At 56.0% G+C, this 18,292-nt stretch carries 24 protein-coding genes, 2 tRNA genes and 2 pseudogenes; 18 read left to right on the forward strand and 10 right to left on the reverse strand.

Going from position 1 to position 18,292, the window contains the following annotated elements; translation table 11 throughout:
* The 4 genes and pseudogenes from ACTF5G_RS07640 to ACTF5G_RS07655 all read left to right on the forward strand — a co-directional run.
* Positions 1-405 (forward strand): annotated as a pseudogene (locus ACTF5G_RS07640) (DUF502 domain-containing protein); the annotation flags it as partial.
* Between the two features lie 78 nt (positions 406-483).
* A complete protein-coding gene (locus ACTF5G_RS07645; protein WP_438952230.1) occupies positions 484-1,140 on the forward strand; it encodes a hypothetical protein in 657 nt (218 codons plus the stop codon).
* A gap of 45 nt (positions 1,141-1,185) precedes the next feature.
* Positions 1,186-1,590: a DUF2784 domain-containing protein gene (locus ACTF5G_RS07650; RefSeq protein ID WP_438952231.1), complete on the forward strand. Its 405-nt coding sequence runs from the start codon at positions 1,186-1,188 to the stop codon at positions 1,588-1,590.
* A 43-nt stretch (positions 1,591-1,633) separates the two neighbouring features.
* Positions 1,634-2,032, forward strand: a complete 399-nt coding sequence (locus tag ACTF5G_RS07655) for a hypothetical protein (RefSeq protein WP_438952232.1) — start codon at positions 1,634-1,636, stop codon at positions 2,030-2,032.
* 15 nt (positions 2,033-2,047) lie between these two features.
* Here the strand turns inward: ACTF5G_RS07655 and mnmC are convergent, their stop codons facing one another.
* On the reverse strand, positions 2,048-4,111 hold the full coding sequence (mnmC, locus tag ACTF5G_RS07660) for a bifunctional tRNA (5-methylaminomethyl-2-thiouridine)(34)-methyltransferase MnmD/FAD-dependent 5-carboxymethylaminomethyl-2-thiouridine(34) oxidoreductase MnmC (RefSeq protein WP_438952233.1): 2,064 nt from the start codon (positions 4,109-4,111) through the stop codon (positions 2,048-2,050).
* A gap of 86 nt (positions 4,112-4,197) precedes the next feature.
* Here mnmC and ACTF5G_RS07665 point away from each other — a divergent pair, with 86 nt between their 5' ends.
* The gene (locus ACTF5G_RS07665) at positions 4,198-4,596 is read left to right on the forward strand and encodes an MAPEG family protein (protein WP_438952234.1); all 399 of its coding nucleotides are present in this window, start codon (positions 4,198-4,200) and stop codon (positions 4,594-4,596) included.
* 82 nt (positions 4,597-4,678) lie between these two features.
* Here the strand turns inward: ACTF5G_RS07665 and fldB are convergent, their stop codons facing one another.
* Entirely contained in the window at positions 4,679-5,206 is a 528-nt protein-coding gene (fldB, locus tag ACTF5G_RS07670) for a flavodoxin FldB (RefSeq protein WP_438952235.1), read from the reverse strand.
* Positions 5,207-5,451: 245 nt separating this feature from the next.
* Between fldB and ACTF5G_RS07675 the strand changes: the two genes are divergently transcribed.
* The 3 genes from ACTF5G_RS07675 to ACTF5G_RS07685 all read left to right on the forward strand — a co-directional run bounded on the left by ACTF5G_RS07675 (position 5,452) and on the right by ACTF5G_RS07685 (position 7,864).
* Complete coding sequence (locus tag ACTF5G_RS07675) at positions 5,452-5,916, forward strand: tRNA (cytidine(34)-2'-O)-methyltransferase (RefSeq protein ID WP_438952236.1); 465 nt, start codon at positions 5,452-5,454, stop codon at positions 5,914-5,916.
* 141 nt (positions 5,917-6,057) lie between these two features.
* Positions 6,058-7,038, forward strand: coding sequence for a calcium/sodium antiporter (locus ACTF5G_RS07680; RefSeq protein WP_438952237.1), 981 nt, complete (start codon positions 6,058-6,060; stop codon positions 7,036-7,038).
* A 55-nt stretch (positions 7,039-7,093) separates the two neighbouring features.
* Positions 7,094-7,864, forward strand: coding sequence for a VIT1/CCC1 transporter family protein (locus ACTF5G_RS07685; protein WP_438952238.1), 771 nt, complete (start codon positions 7,094-7,096; stop codon positions 7,862-7,864).
* A 5-nt stretch (positions 7,865-7,869) separates the two neighbouring features.
* Here the strand turns inward: ACTF5G_RS07685 and ACTF5G_RS07690 are convergent, their stop codons facing one another.
* Entirely contained in the window at positions 7,870-8,382 is a 513-nt protein-coding gene (locus ACTF5G_RS07690; RefSeq protein ID WP_438952239.1) for a glycine cleavage system protein R, read from the reverse strand.
* 127 nt (positions 8,383-8,509) lie between these two features.
* Here ACTF5G_RS07690 and ACTF5G_RS07695 point away from each other — a divergent pair, with 127 nt between their 5' ends.
* Genes ACTF5G_RS07695 through ACTF5G_RS07705 form a run of 3 tightly spaced genes read left to right on the forward strand, consistent with a single transcriptional unit; the run spans position 8,510 to position 10,214 of the window.
* Positions 8,510-9,322 carry a class I SAM-dependent methyltransferase gene (locus ACTF5G_RS07695; RefSeq protein WP_438952240.1) on the forward strand — a complete coding sequence of 271 codons (813 nt, stop codon included), beginning with the start codon at positions 8,510-8,512 and terminating at the stop codon, positions 9,320-9,322.
* Positions 9,319-9,555 carry a YheU family protein gene (locus ACTF5G_RS07700; protein WP_438952241.1) on the forward strand — a complete coding sequence of 79 codons (237 nt, stop codon included), beginning with the start codon at positions 9,319-9,321 and terminating at the stop codon, positions 9,553-9,555. The genes ACTF5G_RS07695 and ACTF5G_RS07700 overlap by 4 nt, the downstream gene beginning before the upstream one ends.
* Complete coding sequence (locus tag ACTF5G_RS07705) at positions 9,552-10,214, forward strand: alpha/beta family hydrolase (protein WP_438952242.1); 663 nt, start codon at positions 9,552-9,554, stop codon at positions 10,212-10,214. The genes ACTF5G_RS07700 and ACTF5G_RS07705 overlap by 4 nt, the downstream gene beginning before the upstream one ends.
* Positions 10,215-10,427: 213 nt before the next feature.
* Here the strand turns inward: ACTF5G_RS07705 and ACTF5G_RS07710 are convergent, their stop codons facing one another.
* On the reverse strand, positions 10,428-11,123 hold the full coding sequence (locus tag ACTF5G_RS07710) for a hypothetical protein (RefSeq protein ID WP_438952243.1): 696 nt from the start codon (positions 11,121-11,123) through the stop codon (positions 10,428-10,430).
* A gap of 148 nt (positions 11,124-11,271) precedes the next feature.
* Between ACTF5G_RS07710 and ACTF5G_RS07715 the strand changes: the two genes are divergently transcribed.
* The 3 genes from ACTF5G_RS07715 to ACTF5G_RS07725 all read left to right on the forward strand — a co-directional run bounded on the left by ACTF5G_RS07715 (position 11,272) and on the right by ACTF5G_RS07725 (position 13,523).
* Positions 11,272-11,739, forward strand: a complete 468-nt coding sequence (locus ACTF5G_RS07715) for a gamma-glutamylcyclotransferase family protein (protein ID WP_438952244.1) — start codon at positions 11,272-11,274, stop codon at positions 11,737-11,739.
* The gene (locus ACTF5G_RS07720) at positions 11,729-12,295 is read left to right on the forward strand and encodes an elongation factor P hydroxylase (protein ID WP_438952245.1); all 567 of its coding nucleotides are present in this window, start codon (positions 11,729-11,731) and stop codon (positions 12,293-12,295) included. The genes ACTF5G_RS07715 and ACTF5G_RS07720 overlap by 11 nt, the downstream gene beginning before the upstream one ends.
* Positions 12,296-12,380: 85 nt before the next feature.
* Positions 12,381-13,523 carry a 4-phosphoerythronate dehydrogenase gene (locus ACTF5G_RS07725; protein WP_438952246.1) on the forward strand — a complete coding sequence of 381 codons (1,143 nt, stop codon included), beginning with the start codon at positions 12,381-12,383 and terminating at the stop codon, positions 13,521-13,523.
* On the opposite strand, the gene ACTF5G_RS07730 is transcribed toward ACTF5G_RS07725, so the two are convergent.
* Entirely contained in the window at positions 13,520-13,699 is a 180-nt protein-coding gene (locus tag ACTF5G_RS07730) for a PA1571 family protein (protein ID WP_438952247.1), read from the reverse strand. The two genes, ACTF5G_RS07725 and ACTF5G_RS07730, sit on opposite strands and share 4 nt — an antisense overlap.
* 97 nt (positions 13,700-13,796) lie before the next feature.
* Here ACTF5G_RS07730 and ACTF5G_RS07735 point away from each other — a divergent pair, with 97 nt between their 5' ends.
* Positions 13,797-14,930, forward strand: a complete 1,134-nt coding sequence (locus ACTF5G_RS07735; protein WP_438952248.1) for an ATP-NAD kinase family protein — start codon at positions 13,797-13,799, stop codon at positions 14,928-14,930.
* On the opposite strand, the gene ACTF5G_RS07740 is transcribed toward ACTF5G_RS07735, so the two are convergent.
* On the reverse strand, positions 14,915-16,171 hold the full coding sequence (locus ACTF5G_RS07740) for a pyridoxal phosphate-dependent aminotransferase (protein WP_438952249.1): 1,257 nt from the start codon (positions 16,169-16,171) through the stop codon (positions 14,915-14,917). The two genes, ACTF5G_RS07735 and ACTF5G_RS07740, sit on opposite strands and share 16 nt — an antisense overlap.
* Before the next feature lie 89 nt (positions 16,172-16,260).
* On the opposite strand from ACTF5G_RS07740, the gene msrB reads away from it, so the two are divergent.
* From msrB to ACTF5G_RS07755, 3 genes are all read left to right on the forward strand, one after another.
* Positions 16,261-16,656, forward strand: coding sequence for a peptide-methionine (R)-S-oxide reductase MsrB (gene msrB, locus ACTF5G_RS07745; RefSeq protein WP_438952250.1), 396 nt, complete (start codon positions 16,261-16,263; stop codon positions 16,654-16,656).
* A 131-nt stretch (positions 16,657-16,787) separates the two neighbouring features.
* Positions 16,788-16,863 (forward strand) — tRNA-Glu (locus ACTF5G_RS07750).
* A gap of 23 nt (positions 16,864-16,886) precedes the next feature.
* Positions 16,887-16,962 (forward strand) — tRNA-Gly (locus ACTF5G_RS07755).
* Positions 16,963-17,252: 290 nt separating this feature from the next.
* Here the strand turns inward: ACTF5G_RS07755 and ACTF5G_RS07760 are convergent.
* The 4 genes and pseudogenes from ACTF5G_RS07760 to ACTF5G_RS07775 form a co-directional block, all read right to left on the reverse strand.
* The gene (locus tag ACTF5G_RS07760) at positions 17,253-17,687 is read right to left on the reverse strand and encodes a PAS domain-containing protein (RefSeq protein WP_438952253.1); all 435 of its coding nucleotides are present in this window, start codon (positions 17,685-17,687) and stop codon (positions 17,253-17,255) included.
* A pseudogene (locus tag ACTF5G_RS07765) lies at positions 17,630-17,761 on the reverse strand (histidine kinase dimerization/phospho-acceptor domain-containing protein); the annotation flags it as partial. The gene ACTF5G_RS07760 and the pseudogene ACTF5G_RS07765, both read right to left, overlap by 58 nt.
* Before the next feature lie 12 nt (positions 17,762-17,773).
* Positions 17,774-18,085: a hypothetical protein gene (locus tag ACTF5G_RS07770; protein WP_438952251.1), complete on the reverse strand. Its 312-nt coding sequence runs from the start codon at positions 18,083-18,085 to the stop codon at positions 17,774-17,776.
* Positions 18,082-18,292, reverse strand: a 211-nt coding sequence (locus ACTF5G_RS07775) for a hypothetical protein (protein ID WP_438952252.1), incomplete at its 5' end; no start/stop codon positions are given. The genes ACTF5G_RS07770 and ACTF5G_RS07775, both read right to left, overlap by 4 nt.

Here is an 18,292-nt window from a genome sequence, read left to right on the forward strand (position 1 = left end):
AACTGGATGCACGGCCACATGGATGTCTGGCTGACACGCTTGGCACCGGGTTACCGCACCATCCGTGCGATTGTGACGCAATTACTTGGCGGTAGTGGCGAAACCACGCTACTCAGTGGCCAGACCGCGCTGGCAAAAATCTACGGTGCGGATTCACCGGTCACGGTGACGGCGATTGTCACCAGTCGGCATGCGGACGGTGCCTTTACGGTATTTGTGCCCACGGCACCGATACCGACCTCCGGTATGACCTATCACCTGCCGGCTGAGTGCGTGCAGATACTGCCGCATGTTTCGGTGGAAGAAGCCATGCGAACCATTATAGCCTGTGGCTCGGGTTCTGCTGAAATGCTGGCCGGCAATGCGCGCAAGGCGGCGGAAAAATCCCCGGATTACGAGGAGTAACAGACAGGTTGCCGGTAGTGATCTATGCTGCGAGTGACAGAAGTACGGGCTATGACATCAGTGTATTAAGGTGGAACAGTGATCAATAAGAGTTATCCGGTTCAGAGATTATGCCTGCCATTTGCGTTGCTGGTGATACTGGTGCATCTGTCGGCCTGCTCCTCCGTTTCGCAAACCCAGGAGGCCCTGCGGACGGCGGAGGTCTGCTGCAAAGATTTCCCGGCCATGTCCTATGCTGTGATCCGCTCGGTCAAGCCCTCGGATGCTCCGGTCGACATTGAACTGAGTGATCGTTCGCCGGTGTTCGCTTTCAGCACAGGAAAGAGCTATTTCTCGGCCTATACCCTGAGTCCCGGACAGTCGGGCACTGATTTGTTATTGGTGTTTGCGCCGGGTCGCTTCAATGCGCTGAACAGCGGGGCTTTCTGTCCGGTAGTGACCTATCTGAACCGTCAGCACGAACCGATCGCAAGCGAGGATCTGTCGATCCGCTGGGTCTCGGCCGATCAATCCAGGACCGGCTACTGGACAGCGGCGCAAACGGTGCCCGTCGAAGCCAGTTACCTGATCGTTCACACCACCGATCAGCTCATGTCGCGGCAACTGGCGATTGATGCCGTGACAGAAAAACAGACCATTATGGTGGGCTATGCCGTGGCAACCATTCCTGTCACCCGGGCGGCGGGTTATCGGTGTCTGCCGGTGGGCGGGGTTAAAGTGATTCTGTTGGGCTGACCATCCACCGGTCAGCGACTTATACAATTGCAGGTGACGTTACCGATGCCATATGCGCTGCTCGCCGATCTGATACTGATTTTTCACGTTGGGTTTGTGCTGTTTGTGGTCGGTGGTCTGATGATGATTGTGCTGGGCAATCTGCGGCATTGGCGATGGGTGAACCATTGGTGGTTCCGGCTGATGCACCTCGGTATGATCGCGGTGGTGGTGGCCGAATCATGGCTCGGATGGGTCTGCCCATTGACGACCCTTGAACAGTGGTTGCGGACCAGAGCAGGGGATACCAGCTACAGTGGCAGTTTTATTGAATACTGGTTACAGAAGTTGCTCTATTACGATGCGCCGTCCTGGGTTTTTATGCTGATTTATTCCCTGTTCGGATTGCTGGTATTGGCCAGCTGGTGGTTTTTCCCCCCTGTCATCGATCGGCGAAAAAATAATGGTTGAACAGTATTCTCTGGTTCGAGCATCGAGATAAAAGGACTAAGCCTTGATTACGGTTGCCACGTACTCCTTTCCCCATGAGGCACACATTGCCAAACTGAAACTGGACGCCAAGGGGATTCCCGCCTTTGTCGCCGATGAGCACACCATCAATATGCAGTGGTTGTATTCCTCGGCGATGGGAGGCGTGAAGCTAAAGGTGCCAGCGCCGTTTGCCGATCAGGCGACCGAGGCGCTGGCGGAGGATTTCTCCGATCTGTTTGAGGACGAGGCTGAGGATGATCCCGAACGGCGGGCCTGTCCGAGCTGCGGCAGTCTGGAAATGAGCCCCTACATCCGTGGTAGAAAACCGGCTTTTTTGGTGTTTTTGCTGTTGGGATTTCCGCTGTTTTTCTACAAGCGCGGGCTCAGATGTGCTCATTGTGGAACGTTCGTTGCCCTCTGACAGACTCGGCCCCGGTCAGTGTTTGTTGCGCTTCATATCCCGAATAATGAAACGTCCCGGGTGTATCGCCTGACGCAAATCCCGTTTCATCGGTGCCACCTCGCTGCATATCTGGCTGGCCAGCAATTCGGCACAGAGCGGCGCGTAGCTCATGCCCCGGGAACCGTGACCACAGTTCAGATACAACCCCGGCCAGTAACTCCCCGCTATCGGGATGTGAGCGCGGGCATTTTTCCTCAGCAGTCCATAATGTTCCAGATAATCTTCCAGCACCGGTGCCGGGCCGGCGATGGGCAGATAGTCCGGAGTGGTGCAGCGGAATGCAGTGCGCCCAGTGATGTTTTCCGGGTTCAGTGTGCTGAACAGTGCGGCGGCTGCAGGGTCGGTATTGGCTAACTGCCGCAGGTTGGTCTGGTGATCCTCGGTGCGAACCCCATTGCTGGTATCACCGGGATGGTAGGTGGCACCGAGGGTGTGAATGCCGTTGTCTGCCGGTGCCAGATAGCCTTCACCACAGATTACCGTTTTCAGGTTTCGACTGTGGTCAGTTTCCGGCAGGTAGCTGATCTGGCCGCGAATCTGTTGCAACGGTAGGTGATTTGTTTGCTCGAACCGGTTGCTGTCCTGGGCGCTGGCTATCACCACTGCCGCTGCCGACGCGATGCTGTTGCCTTCATCATCCAGAGTGCACCATTTTCCTGCCTGGTAGTCGAGGCGGGCAACCTCCGCAGTTTGCCTTGCTATCAGGGGGTGGTTGGCCAGTGCGGCGCAGACGTCGGGGGGGGTTACCCAGCCCAGTTGCGGGAAAAACAGCCCCAGCTCGGCATTGAGGGATACCCCGGCCACCTTGGCTATGCGGGAACCTTGCACCAGTCTGACCAGTTCCGAGGGGTATTGGGCCGCCATTTGTTCAAAGCTCGCCCGATCTTTTTCGGACCCGGGCAAGACCAGTACCCCACAGGGGTTGCCGCCGTGGTCCAGAAACTCCCGGTGATAGCGGCTGGCATATAACAGTGACATCAGGCCAAACTGTGCCAGGGGTGAAGTTTTGCTGGACAGTTTGGGGTAAAGAATCCCCTGGGGGTTGCCGGAGCCCTCCTGAGCCAGCGTCGGATGACGTTCGATCAATGTCACCGTTATCCCGCGTTTCGCCAGCGCCCTCGCTGTGGTGCAACCGGCAATGCCACCGCCGATAACCAGCGCACTGTCGCGGTCACCGGCGGATGAGCTTTGCAATGGCAGGTACCAGGGCGGCTGGTGCGTTGCATTGAAGGTGGCCGGTTGCCAGTGCTGCGCCGTGGCGGTGTCAGTTTCCGGGGCCGGACTGGTGGTCATTCGGCCGCGTAACATGTCGCGCTTTTCGGCAAACCCGGCTACTTTTTCCACCTTGAATCCCACCTGCTGCAGGCCGCGACGGACAATGCCGGCGGCGGTAAAAGTGCTGAAGGTGGTAGCGGGGCGGCTCAGCCTGGCAATAGTTTGAAACAGTTCCGGGGTCCACAGCTGCGGATTTTTTGCCGGGGCAAAACCGTCCAGAAACCAGGCGTCTACAGTGGGGTTCCCCCGGAATGAAAACAGTGGATGATCACTGCCCTGAAGGCTGGCAAACATGTCACTGGCTTCGCCATAGAGCAGTGTGAGAACGACCCGACCTCCGGCCAGAGAGAGTCGATGAATACCGGGCACTGCGGGGGGATATTGCCAAAGCAGCTCAGTGGCCAATGATCCAAGCGCAGGCCACAGTGACAACGCTTTTTTGAGATCGGGATGGGACAGGGGGTATTTTTCGGCGGAGACAAAATGCAGGGTGCCCATGGTACCCTGATCCAGCCAGCAGCTGGCGACCGTAAGGAAATTCAGGCCGGTGCCGAACCCGGTTTCGCCGATGGTGAAAACAGGGCATTCAAGCGTTGTCCAGCGCTGCGGCAGCCTGTTGTGGTGCAAAAAGACATGACGGGTTTCCGCCATGCCATCGGTGCGGGAAAAGTACAGGTCGTCGAAATCTTTGGCACGCGGTTGGCCCTCTGCGTCCCAACTTATGGTGGCCTGTTTGAGTTTTTCTGCGGCGGGTTCCGGCATTGATAAGTCTGCAGCTGTGACAGAGGGCATTTTACCAGCAGATCAGGCCATTGGCTTGATGGGTATTTTTTCAACAGGAGCGCCGGATGACTCATGCTGTCAGTATGCATATTTCAATGATTTATATTGCCCTCAGCGGACTGCTGCTGGCGGTGTTGGCTCTGGATGTGGTGCGCGGACGACTTAAATATCAGGTTGGTCTTGGCGATGGTGGCCACAAGGTACTCAGTCGCCGGATCCGGGTTCACGGCAACGCGGTGGAAAATCTACCCATCGCGCTGCTGTTGCTGCTGGCGGTGGAGAATGCCGTCTCCAGCGGTTTGCTGGTTCACGTGCTTGGCAGCTTGTTGATACTGTGCCGATTACTGCATGCGTATGGTTTGCGCAAAAGTGCCGGCACATCCCTGCCGCGGTTTTTCGGCACTGCGGGGACCTGGAGCATGATGCTGGCCTGTGTCGGATTGATTCTGGCAAACAGCTTCTAGCTTGAGGCGGGAACCGTCAGCTTTGCACAAAGAACCGTCAGCTCTGCGTGATCGGTATCCGGGTAGCGGGGTCGCCCTGTTATTACCTGTCGAGGCCAAACTCGCGCAGGATCTGGGCGCACCAGCGGGCAATTCGCTGATCGGTCAATTCGAACTGATTTTCGTCGTCAATTGCCAGCCCGACGAAGTGTTTGCCGTCTGCAGTAAGTGCCTTGGAATCGGTGAATTCAAACCCCTCCGTCGGCCAGAAGCCGACCGTGGTTGCTCCCAGTGCACTCACTTTTGCCCAGAGGAATCCCAGTGCGTCGAGGAACCACTCGGGATAACCTGCCTGATCACCCAAGCCGAACAGTGCTGCCGTTTTGCCGGTAAAGTCCACCTGATCGAGATCATCCCAGCAATTCTCCCAATCCTCCTGGAGTTCACCGTAGTCCCAGGTGGGGATACCCAATATCAGGCGGTCATAAGCCGCCATGAGGCTGACCGGCACCTCGGCAATGTTGTGGATGTCCACCATTGATTCGCCGAGTTCAGCGGCAATTTTCTCGCTGACCATTTCGGTATAGCAGGTGGAAGAGCCGTAGAACAGGCCGATGGGTGCTTGGGTCATAGCGTGTATCTGATGAATAGTGAGCAGAGGGTGATTCTACGGATTTTACCGCCACTCTGCATATTCTGCCGGTTGCCGGGTATCAGCAGATCCTTTTTGTGCGGCGTCATGTGCATTGTACGATCTGCGGTGGGGTTTGAGCATGCCGAAATGCTGAACAGGATACCCTGTATGCAGTAAAAACAGGATGTCTGCATTGCTGGACACCTGTTAGCATTGCCGTCTCGTATTTCCGTGATGTTCCTATGTTTCACATTGCCCTTTATGAACCACAGATCGCTCCGAATACCGGCAATATTATCCGTCTGATGGCGAATAATGGCAGCCATCTTCATCTGATCGAGCCGTTGGGTTTCGATCTAGAAGAAAAAAAATTGCGTCGGGCGGGGCTGGATTACCGGGATCTGGCATCGGTGACCCGCCACCCGGATTACTCCACATTCCTTCAGCAAATGGGAGACAGACGGGTTTTTGCCTGCACCACCAAGGGCAAGGTGCCCCACGACAGGATTGATTATCGTCCCGACGATGTTCTGCTGTTCGGTTCCGAGACATCGGGTCTGCCGCAGCCGTTGATGGACAGTATCCCCCCGGCCCATCGTTTGAGAATTCCCATGCGTCCCGGGTGCCGTAGTATGAACCTGTCCAATGCGGTGGCCATCGTCAGTTACGAAGCCTGGCGGCAGGCCGGTTTTGCCGGCGGCCAATAGCGAAGCTGCGCCCTTCGGCCACTGGTATTGGCCGGTTGTGCCGGTTAGGATGCTTCGCCGGTAACCGGCTGGCAGGTTCGTATCGGCAAGGTCGATGCGTGTATTTTCAATAACTGAAAGAGAGCGTGGAAAGAGGGCGATATGCTGATTGCAATGCTGGCGATTCTTGTGGGTTTTGGCCTGTTGATCTGGAGTGCCGACCGATTTGTGGATGGTGCCGCGGCGACAGCCTACCATGCGGGCATGCCCAGCCTGCTGATCGGGATGGTGATTGTCGGTTTCGGCACCTCTGCCCCGGAGATGGTGGTTTCGGCCATGGCGGCCTTGGATGGCAGTCCGGAGCTCGCACTGGGTAATGCACTCGGATCCAATATTGTCAACATCGGCCTGATTCTGGGTGTTACCGCATTAATTCTACCGATCATGGTTCACTCAAAAATCGTTCGCAAAGAGTTGCCGCTGCTGATTCTGATCAGTCTGGGTGCGGGCCTCATGCTGTGGGATAATGCGGTGCTTCTCTGGGAGGCAGGATTGCTGCTGGCGGGGTTTTTCGGTTTGATTGGCTGGTCGGTTTTTTCTGCCATTCGCGACCGGGATGATGCGCTGGAAAAAGACGTTGATCATGAAATGCTTGAGCATGCCATGTCGTTGGGAAAAGCCATTACCTGGCTGGTAGTGGGTTTGATCGTGTTGATTGCCAGTTCGCGGTTGCTGGTGTGGGGAGCTGTCACCATTGCTGAATCCCTGGGGGTCAGTGATCTGATCATCGGTCTGACGATTGTCGCTTTGGGAACGTCTTTGCCTGAGCTGGCTTCCTCCGTGATTGCCGTGCGCAAAGGCGAGCACGATATCGCGATTGGCAATATTGTCGGTTCCAATATGTTCAATATTCTGGCGGTGGTCGGCATTGCAGGTCTGATTGAGCCGTTGACCAATCTGTCGCAGCAGGTGTTGGTCCGGGATTGGGCCACGATGATGATCCTGATGGTGATGTTGCTGTTTATGGCTTATGGCTTCAAGGGTCAGGGCCGGATCAACCGGCTGGAAGGCTGCGGCCTGCTGCTGGTATTTATTGCCTACAATAGCTATCTGGTCTTCTCTGTATTAACCGGCCTTGCCTGACCCTTGGATAAATGCCGGGTTGTACGTTGCCCCCCGTTTGCTTTGGAGTGGATGCATGGAAAATCACGATAAACTCAGTGAAATCGAGGATTTTAAAGCACATCATCAGCCCGGGTTGATCGCACAGCGTCTGGATGATGGCCCGCAGTCGGTTTACCTTCGGGACTTTATTTACGGGGCGGTGGATGGTGCCATTACCACGTTTGCCATCGTTGCAGGCGTTGCCGGTGCGGGCCTGTCTTCCGCGGTGATTATTATCCTGGGTTTTGCCAACCTGCTGGCCGACGGTTTCAGCATGGCGGTGAGCAACTATCTGGGTACCCGGGCAGAAAATCAGCACCGCATCAAGATCCGCAATCGGGAAATTGAAGAGATCAGGCAATTTCCCGAGGGTGAAGTGGAGGAGATACGTCAGATTTATGCGCGCAAGGGGTTCGAAGGCCGGGTTCTCGAAGAGGCTGTGGAAGTGATCACCTCCGATGAGAAAACCTGGGTGGACACCATGGTTCAGGAAGAGTTTGGCCTGTCCCTGCAGTCGCATGATCCTCTCAAGGCCGGTCTGGCAACCTTTGTTGCTTTCTGTCTGGTGGGGTTTATACCGCTGATCACCTATGTCGCCAACTGGCTTTCCCCGGGCCTGATCGACCATGCCTTTGCCCTTTCGGCTGGCTTCACTGTGATGGCTTTTTTTGTTGTCGGTGCCATGAAGGGCCGGTTTGTCGATCAGGGCTGGCTGGTCTCGGGTCTGGAAACGGTGGCGATAGGCGGCATCGCTGCCGGTATGGCCTTTGGGGTAGGTCTGCTGCTGAAGGGATTGGTTGCCTGATCCGGTCAGGATTGCTCCAGTTCAACCATCAGGTCGTCTGACACGCTCTCCAATGCCTGTTGCAGGCGGCTTCTGTCGAGGCCCTGCGGCAACTGCAGGATCGCACTGGCGTGGAACAGAATTTCCGAACTCATCGGCGCATCTTCGCAATAGGTGTAGAGCTCCTCCACGTTGACCTGCAGTTTTGCCAGGATGCCGGAGATCTCGCCGACAATGCCCGGCCGGTCGTTGCCGACCACGGATAGCGTGACGCACTCGCCATCGGGAGCGTGCAGCGAGGAGCAGGCTTCGCCGGTTACCCTAATACCATCGCGCTGCAATGCCTCCAGGGCAGTGAGCAGAGCGACCTGCCTGTCTTCGGCAATATCCACCAGCAGAATGCCAGCGAACTTGCCGGCCAGCCGTGACATGCTGCTTTCCAGCCAGTTGCCGCCAGCCCGGATAACCACATCGGCGATGCGTTCCACAATACCGGGTCGATCATCGGCAATGATGGTCAATGCGAGATAGTGTTTCATGTGGCGGTTCTTATTCCTGTGATGTTGTGTGACTATTATGGCCTAAAAGCCGGCCCCGGGCCACGACCAGAGGTTAGCTTAACTGGTGGGCATTTTAAGGTCGCCGGATATCCAGAGGAGATTGAAAATGCAGACCCTGAATCCGTTATTGTTGCTGGTGTTATGGCTGGGGTGTATCGATTTGCTGGCCGCCGCATCCCCCTTTTCAGGAGAGCACCGCACTCCCGAATTTGTCGCCCGCGACAATTATCGTCATCCGGCGGAAACCCTGGCCTTTTTTGAGGTGGAACCGGGCATGACGGTGGTGGAGATTTCACCGGGTGCTGGCTGGTATACCGAGATTCTCGCACCACTGGTCCAAAACGGGGGTGCCAATCGGGGCCGGTTATATGCCGCGCATTTTCCCAGTGACAGCGGTGTGCCCTACTACGAACAGTCGTTGGCAAAATTTACCGCGAAACTGGCGGCTTATCCGTCGCTGTACGGCGATGTCACCCTGACTACGTTTGATCCGGCGAACGCGGTGCTCGCGGTGCCCGAGGGTGTTGCCGACCGGGTGCTGACGTTTCGCAATGTGCACAACTGGTTGCGCTCTGACAGTGAAGAAAAAGCCTTTGAATTGTTCTTTCGGGCACTCAAGCCCGGTGGGGTACTCGGTGTTGTTGAGCATCGCAGCCGCCGCGCTATCGATCGGGCGGAAATGATTCGCAGCGGCTATATGCCGGAGGCCTACGTTATCGAACTGGCGGAAAAAGCCGGCTTTGTGCTGGCGGCCAGATCCGAGGTCAATGCCAATCCCCGGGATACGGCAGATCATCCCGAAGATGTCTGGACCCTGCCACCCACCCTGCGTTTGCAGGACAGGGACCGGGAGAAATATCAGGCCATCGGTGAAAGTGACCGCATGACGCTGAAATTTGTCAAACCGGCAACACCGTGATTCTGATCCCGCCAGATCGATTGTCCGATGACCTGCTCACTGCCTTGCTGGAGGACTTCATCGCCCGCGAAGGCACGGACTATGGTATTGAGGAGTTGACGCTGGATGCCAAACGGCAGCGCCTCAGGCGACAGGTCGAGCGCGGTGATGTGGTGATTACCTTTGACCCGGTGACAGAAAGTTGCAATCTGCTGTCGCGGCAACAGTTTCGTCAGCTGGCAGATTCGCCATGACAGACCTCCCCGTGCATTACCTGATAGATCGGCCGGCGGGGCAAACACTGCCAGTGGGTACATTGATCCTGGCCCACGGTGCCGGTGCCCCGATGGACAGTGATTTTATGGCGGCGATCACTCGACAGTTGACTGCGGTCGGTTTGACTCTGGTGCGCTTTGAGTTTCCCTACATGCGCCAACGTCGTCTCACGGGAAAAAAGCGGCCACCGGATCGCCAGCCCGTATTGCTGGACTGTTGGCGTGAAGTCTACTCCCACTGCTGTGATCGCAAAGATCTTCCCGTCCCTATCCTGATCGGTGGTAAATCCATGGGAGGTCGCATGGCGAGTATGGTCGCCGACGAGCTGGGGGTGGCTGGGCTATGTTGCCTCGGATACCCCTTTCATGCGCCCGGCAAACCCGAGCGGATGCGGGTTGAGCACTTGCTGACCATGATTACGCCGGCCTTTATCTATCAAGGCACCCGTGATCCCTTTGGCAGGCCGGATGAGTTGGCTGCAGTGGCGTTGAGTCCTGCTGTAACGATGAGCTGGCTGGAGGATGGCAATCATGACCTGAAACCCCGCAGGTCCTCTGGGCTCGACCAGTCTCAACATCTGGCTGCTGTCGCCGGATCAGTGTCGTCATTTGCCCGCGCCTATCTCGGGGAGGGCTGATAAATCACCAGAGCGGCAGGGTTGGGTGAGGCCTGTCTGAAAAACAGGAAACAGGGGGTAGGGACTCGATCCGGGTCGGACAGGATTGTCGGTTGGTTTTTTCGAGCGAGCCGCCCATAACCACCGTCGGAGCAGCTGTCGGGACAGGCCGAAGTCTGTCAGTTGGTTTTCAATTCGACCGGAGATAATTCCGGTCGGTCCCGATCGCCCTGATCAGGACTTCACCAGCATGGATATGGCGGCCAGTGCTTCCGGATCCTGCGCCTTGATTTTGTTGGCGATATGATGCTGGAAGAAATAGCAGAAAGTCTCTTCGCCCTTGGCCGGATAGAGGCAGGCATCACCGGGCAGTACGGGTGTGCTGATGATTTTTTCATCGTTGATCAACATGCCCTGCACAGTGCCGTCGAAAAGCAGTCGCCAGCTGACGACTTCTTTCAGGGTAATGCTTTTGAATCCGTCGCTCGACAGTACCGCGTGGGTGCCAATGGTATCGGGTAGTTCCTGAACAACATCACTGTCTGTTTCGCAATCGAGTTCATAGTATTCGGCGGCTGTTTCCAGCTCTAGTACCTTATAGATGGGCGCTTCAAAAAATACGTCATCAATGCCCGGATCGTAGTAGCCTTCCCAGTGACCGTTCAACGGATCCTGTATCTCGGTACACGGCATGATGTCATCGAGCCAGGGTACCAGTCCCACCACCTCGCCATCGGCCCGCAATGCCCAGCACAGTACTTTGATGCTGAACAATTTGCCGGGATGGGTCTCGTTGGAATAGATCATTTCCAGACCATCGAGTTCGGGAGCGAGACGGATAATGCGACGGTTGAGCCGGGAAGAGTAGGGTTTCCCTGTGAAGAGATCGACCACGTTGTCCGTGTTGTGGTCAGGTGTTGAGGTAGTCATAATACAGCCTCCTCAAATGGCGGTTCGAACAGGCCTCGGGGAACGCCTTCCCGGGTAGGGCCCTGGTACGGTGCGTACGGCTAAAACGCATCCACACAAAATAAGGTACTACCGATCATTTCAAAGCACAATACTTTGGGTATATTTTGTGAGCTACTATTTTGCCTATGGCTCAAATATGAATTTACAGCGTATGGTTGCGCGTGACTTGCGGGTCGTCAGCCAATGCGCTGGCTGGCTGGATGGCTATGGTCTGCGGTTCAATAAACGCTCCCGTCACGATGACCGGCTGGCTTGTGCCAATATTGTTTTTGCCCGGAGTGAGCGGGTGGAGGGTGTTCTTTACCGGCTGGAAAGTTCCACTGAAATTACCAAGCTGGACCCCTTTGAAGGTGCGCCATTCAGATACAGCCGCGAGCCTTTTCCGGTACAGACAGATTTCGGGGTCGTGCCCGCCTGGACCTATATAGCCAACCCCGCCGTGATCGATCACTCCATTCGCCCGGCACGCTGGTACGTCGAACATCTGCTGGCCGGTCGCGAGTACCTTTCCCCCGCATATTGGGAGAAAATCAATAACACGGTTTGCTGTGAGGATGTGGCTATTGTCTGGTAGAGCAGGCGGGTTTGACCCTCAAACGTGTCAGTTGATAGCGGTGTTCAACGGCCTGTTTGCCGAGTCCTGCAATACGCGACTGAGCGGTGGTGGTGAGGAGCCGGTTTATCTGCCGGCGGACGAGCGGAGTGGGCATCACCAGTTGATTTTCCGGCACGATTATTTTTCCAGCGCGCTGCATGAAGTTGCTCATTGGTGTGTTGCCGGTGAACAGCGCCGTCTGCAAGTGGATTTTGGCTACTGGTACAGGCCGGATGGTCGCAGCCTCGATGAGCAAAAGTCTTTTGAGCAGGTCGAGATAAAACCCCAGGCACTGGAATGGATTTTTTCCGTTGCGGCACAACATCGCTTTCAGATCAGCGCGGATAACCTGTCCTCGGACATGGGTGCCAGTGACGCTTTTGCCGCCGCTGTCGCTGCACAGGCCCACAGCTGGTGTGCTGTGGGCAGTTTGCCAATGCGGGGAGCGCTGTTTGCCGCTGCACTATCGGCCCTGTTCGGTGGCGGGGACTATCTTGATCCCGGGCGCTACCCCGTGGATCCGCTGTATTCCTGATGGCGCTGTATAAACTGGCACACATCTGCCGATGGATGGGGTCCGGCATCACGCCAGAAAATCCTGCGGTAAAATGTGTCTGCTCATGCGGGCAACCGCAGAATGTCCTGAAGGGGGCCTCGAAAAGCCGATGAAAATTGTTGCCGATGACAATATGCCATTGGTGCGGGAGCTGTTTTCGCCCTATGGCGAGGTGGTCACCTGGCCCGGCCGCGAGCTGAAGGCGGCCCATTTGAGGGATGCGGATGTGTTGTTGGTCCGCTCGGTTACCCCGGTCAATGCGGCACTGCTGAAAGGCAGTCCGGTACAATTTGTCGGTTCTGCCACCATTGGTGTCGATCATGTGGACACCGATTATCTGGTGTCCGGGGGGATTCAATTTGCCAATGCGCCGGGCTGCAACGCCAATGCTGTGGTTCAATATGTGCTCTCCGCCCTGTGTCACCTGCGTCCCGGTTGGCTCGGGGAAACAGTGGGTATTATCGGTTGCGGCAATGTCGGCGGGCGACTGTATCGCAGCTTGCGGGCGCTGGACGTTGATTGCCGCTGCTATGACCCGTTTCTCAATGCCTCTGCCAACGGGAACCTGACAGACTTTGAACGGGTGCTCGAAGCCGATATTCTCTGCCTGCATACCCCGCTGACGGTTGATGGCCCCCATCCGACCCACCACTTGTTGGATGAGGCCGCACTGATGCGATTTACTCCTGGGGGACTGCTGCTCAACGCCGGGCGTGGACTGGTGGTGGATAATACTGCCCTGCTGCGGTTGAATCGTGACCAGCAATGGCAGGTTGTGCTGGATGTGTGGGAGTCGGAGCCGGAGATATCATTGCCCTTGCTGGATCAGGTTGCCATCGGTACGCCGCACATCGCCGGGTACAGTGAAGACGGAAAAATCAATGGTACCCGGATGGTGTTCGAGGCATTTTGTCAGTGGTTGGGACAGCCCCCGCCAGTTGTATCCGGCCGGGATGAACCTGTCCGGTGGCTCCATGCCGGGTCCCTGTCGGAGGCCGTATTGAATGTTTACGATGTAGCAAAGGATGATCGGCATATGCGTGAGTCGCTTTTGTCCATCAGGGCTGAAGACACACCGGGTACCAGGTTTGACCAGTTGCGAAAAACGTACCCCGGTCGTCTGGAATTCCAGCATTTCGGCATCAAAGTGGATGGCGACGAGTCTTTGGCCCGACAGTTGACGGCACTGGGGTTTACCGTCGGCTAGTGGCGGGATTTTCGGTTGCGCAGGGGCTGGTCGGTTTTTTGGCCCAGATCACTGAATGCATTCTGCACCATGTCTTCGGTAATCGGGATTTCCCTGCCGTTATCATCGATCAGGGCCGCACCGTGAAAATCAGGTGTGGTGGCCGCTTTGGCAGACTTGTCTTTCGGCTGACCCATGTTTGCTCACCGTTGGCATTTGTCAGGCAAAACATACCATGATTAACCCGCAAGGCAAGCCCTGAGAATTAAGTTTGCAGAGAGATTGGGAGTCGCAATGTTTAAACTTGGGCTGATCGTCAATCCACTGGCCGGTATCGGTGGTCCCGCGGCACTGAAGGGCAGTGATGGAGAGGCGGCTGCCGAAGCGTTCAAAAAAGGGGCCGGGTTGCGTGCGCCAGAGCGTGCTGCCAGGGCGATGGATGTCATCTTTCACTCGCTCGGTGGCGAAGCCGTTACTGTGCTGACCTGTCCCGGCCTGATGGGGGAGTCGGTGGCCAGGCAATGTGGCTTTGTCCCCGAACTGGTCTGTGACACGGATCCTCTGAATACCCGACCGGAGGACACCGAAAAGGCGGCCGGAACACTGGCTGACAAGGGTGTGGATTTGCTGATGTTTGTTGGTGGCGATGGGACGGCGCGCAATATCTGCAATGTGGTTTCTTCCCGCCAGCCCGTATTGGGTGTGCCCGCTGGTGTCAAGATGCACTCTGGCGTCTATGCCATTACACCAGAGGCGGCGGGTGATGTGGTTTGTCGATTGGTGCGTGCCGCCCTCGTGGATATCAGGCTGCAGGAAGTGCGTGATATCGATGAGATGGCTTTCCGAGAGGGCCGCGTCATGTCCCGTTACTACGGTGAATTACTGGTGCCGGAGGAGGGACGTTTTATGCAGCAGGTCAAGGATGGCGGTCGGGAAGTGGAGGCGCTGGTGGTTGGTGAGATAGCCGACACCCTGATAGAGGAAATGGATGATGACACGCTTTATCTGGTCGGTCCCGGCTCGACCACAGCGGGTTTAATGGCGGCGATGGGACTGGACAACACACTGCTTGGGGTGGATCTGATCAGGGGTGGCCAGTTACTGGCCGCGGATGTTTCGGTCACACAGATAGAGCGGGAACTCGAGACATTTTCCGGTCCGGTTTCTATCATCATCACACCGATTGGCGGCCAGGGCATACTGCTGGGCAGGGGCAATCAGCAACTGACCCCGGCCATCATCAGGCGGGTGGGCCGGGACAACCTGATTGTCGTGGCGACCAAAACCAAAATCACTGAATTGGCAGGCAGGCCCCTGGTGGTGGACAGCAATGACCCACAGCTGGATCGGGATCTGGCGGGGTACATTCCGGTGCTCACTGGCTACCGGGACAGGGTTCTCTACCCGATCGGCTATGGTGCCACCTGAGCCAGTTTCAATTTTGCCACCGGATGATTGAGCCGGTATTTTTCCAGGAAGCGTGCCAGTCGGTTAATGGCCTCCTCCAGATCATCTTCCCTCGGCAGAAATACGATGCGGAAGTGGTCCGGGTCCGGCCAGTTGAAGGCTGTGCCCTGTACCAGCAGGATCCGTTCTTCCAGCAACAGATCCAGCACCAATTGCTCATCGTCCTCAATCGGATAAATATCCCGATCCAGTTTTGGGAACAGGTACATCGCTGCTTTGGGTTTGACACAACTGACACCGGGTATCTGCGTCAACAGGGTCCAGGCTTTTTCGCGTTGCTGGTAGAGACGGCCCTCGGGGGCCACCAGATCGTTGATACTTTGGTAGCCACCCAGTGCGGTCTGGATCGCGTACATGGCGGGCACGTTGGCGCATAACCGCATGGATGCCAGCATTTCAATGCCCTGGATATAACTGCGAGCGCGATGTTTGGCGCCGCTCACTACCAGCCAGCCGGAGCGGAAGCCTGCGAGACGGTAGGCTTTTGACAAGCCATTGAAGGTGATGCACAGCACATCGGTCGCCAGACTACCCAGCGGAATGTGCACGGCGTCATCGTAAAGAATGCGGTCATAGATTTCATCGGCATAAATGATCAGATCATGTTGCCGGGCCAATTCGATAATCTCCTGCAACACGGCTTCAGAGTAGACTGCCCCGGTGGGGTTGTTAGGATTGATCACCACAATACCGCGGGTATTCGGTGTGATCTTGCGGGCGATATCCTCGATGTCCGGTTGCCATTCGTTGGCTTCATCACACAGATAATGAACTGCCTTGCCACCGGCCAGATTGACGGCGGCAGTCCACAGGGGGTAATCCGGTGCCGGCACCAGAATTTCATCACCGTTGTTGAGCAGGGCCTGCATGGCCATCACAATCAGTTCGCTGACGCCGTTGCCGAGGAAGATATCGTCGATGTCGACATTCGGGATACCGATCAACTGGCAGCGCTGCATGACGGCCTTGCGGGCACTGTAGATACCTTTGGAATGGCAGTAGCCCTGAGCCTTGGCCAGATTGTGAATCACGTCGTGAATAATTTCGTCGGGCGCTTCAAAACCGAATGGGGCAGGGTTGCCGATATTCAGTTTCAGGATTCGCAGACCTTCTTCCTCAAGCCGGTTGGCGTGGTCGAGTACCGGGCCGCGAATATCGTAGCAGACGTTATTCAGCTTGTTTGATTTCTGGATATGTTGCATAAATAGTGGTTGTCTGTTGTCCAATTTGGATAAAAACGGATTGTATATCAAAACCCTACCATAAATAAGAAAACTCTGAGGTGCTGAAGATGTCGAATACGCAACAATCTGACGATCAGCAATGGCGTGAACAGCTTACCCCTGATGAATTCAGAATCTGTCGCCAGAAGGGCACAGAGCCGCCTTTTACCGGAATCTATTGCGATGAGAAAGCCGCCGGAATTTACCACTGTAAATGCTGCCATCAGCCGCTGTTTGATGCATCGACGAAGTATGATTCCGGTTCCGGCTGGCCGAGTTTCTATGCGGCGAGCGACGAACATGCTATCGAAGAGCACCTCGATACCAGCCACGGCATGCGCCGCACCGAGATCACCTGTGCGCATTGTCGCTCCCATTTGGGGCACCTTTTTGATGACGGTCCGGAACCAACGGGACTGCGGTATTGTGTGAACTCGGCTTCCCTGCGACTGGAACCGTATTGACACCGCATCGACAGCTTGCTACCGGCTGGTTCCCGGTGGTTTCCGGTTGGCCACGGAGAAAAACAGAATGCAGGCTTGACAGGGCACATGGCGCTTCTTAGAATGCGCGCCTCTCTTGATGAGAACCTTGTGTCCCGTTCGTCTAGAGGCCTAGGACACCGCCCTTTCACGGCGGTAACAGGGGTTCGACTCCCCTACGGGACGCCATTTTTATCCTGATGGGATAAAACGCGGGAATAGCTCAGTTGGTAGAGCGCAACCTTGCCAAGGTTGAGGTCGCGAGTTCGAGCCTCGTTTCCCGCTCCATTATTAGAACAGGGCCAGTGATGCAAATTGCTGGCCCTGTTTTTTTATCTGTTCGGCTCAAATTCCCCGTTCATCCCGACGGCTAAAACATGCTTTAATCCCCCGGTCGGTCCCGATCACATCCGGTATGGATGTGTCGCCATGATCACTGCCTCACCCGTTTCTGGCTTGACGAAAGAGGGAAATCCATCATGAGCTCGTCACAATCAGGCCATCCCACAGCGAATAGCTTGCTTGCTGCCCTGCGTGATGGCACCCGCGGGGAGGACTCGCTCCTGGAGCGACACCCGTTATTGGAGCCACTGACCAGTGATCAGCTGATACTGCATGAATTCGGCATTGCCCAGGATAACGGTGAGCAGGTTGTTGAAGTCGTGGGCAATACCACCGGTGAGATGACCTATCGCTTCGAGTTTTTGTGACTGGCGCAGTCGTTCATCCATTTCCCGCAGTTCAGTGATATCCACCATGCTACCCACCATGCGTATGGCCTTGCCCGAGGCATCCCGTGTGATAAAGCCTCGGTCCACCACGAGCAGCGCCTTGCCATTGGCGTGAATAAGCCGGTATTCACCCTGCCAGGTCACGGCGTCGCTGTTGAACACGTCATACAGCTCGGTGAGGACGGTATTGCGGTCATCCGGATGAATATGTTCAACCCAGAACTGCAGGCCGTTATAGACCTGAGCGGGGTTCGCAGTTCGTGGGACATGGTGGCGAGAAATGAGGACTTCAAATGGTCGGCGGCCTCCGCCTTGTTTGCGACCGCTTCCAGCTCGCGGGTGCCGACACCAACCATTTTTTCCAGATTCTAATTCAGTGCCTTGAGATCGGTGTAGGCTTTCTCCAGTGCGCCAAAGGCCCACCAGATCAATAACAGTAATAACAGTGAGGTGACAAAGACAAACCCGATACCTTTATACATGCTCCAGCGGCTGAATGTCTCGGTATCGGGTGCCAGCGCCATCAGGGCCTGGTCAGAGGTGTAAATCCACATAGTGGCGACAACCCCGTAGATGGCTGTGATCAGCAGTGCACGGGAGCGCAGCGACCATCTTTCGGCCGGTTCGGGTGGCGGAACAGTGTTCTGGCCATTATCATCGTCGGGCCAATTAATGCTCATGGGACAACCCCGAAAATCGGGTCTCCAGCAGGTCTTGCTTTATCCAGATAATCCGGTAAAGCAGTCAGGTGGGGCAACATGGCTATATTCTCCCTGTCAGTATGACAGTTCCTTATGACAGGCTTGTAACAGTCATTAAAACTGGAGACGACTATTGCAGGCTGTCTTTCCTGCAGTGACCATTGCAGAATAGGCCCAGAGTGGTTG

The sequence above is a fragment of the Porticoccus sp. genome (assembly GCF_965660005.1).
GTDB lineage: Bacteria > Pseudomonadota > Gammaproteobacteria > Pseudomonadales > Porticoccaceae > Porticoccus.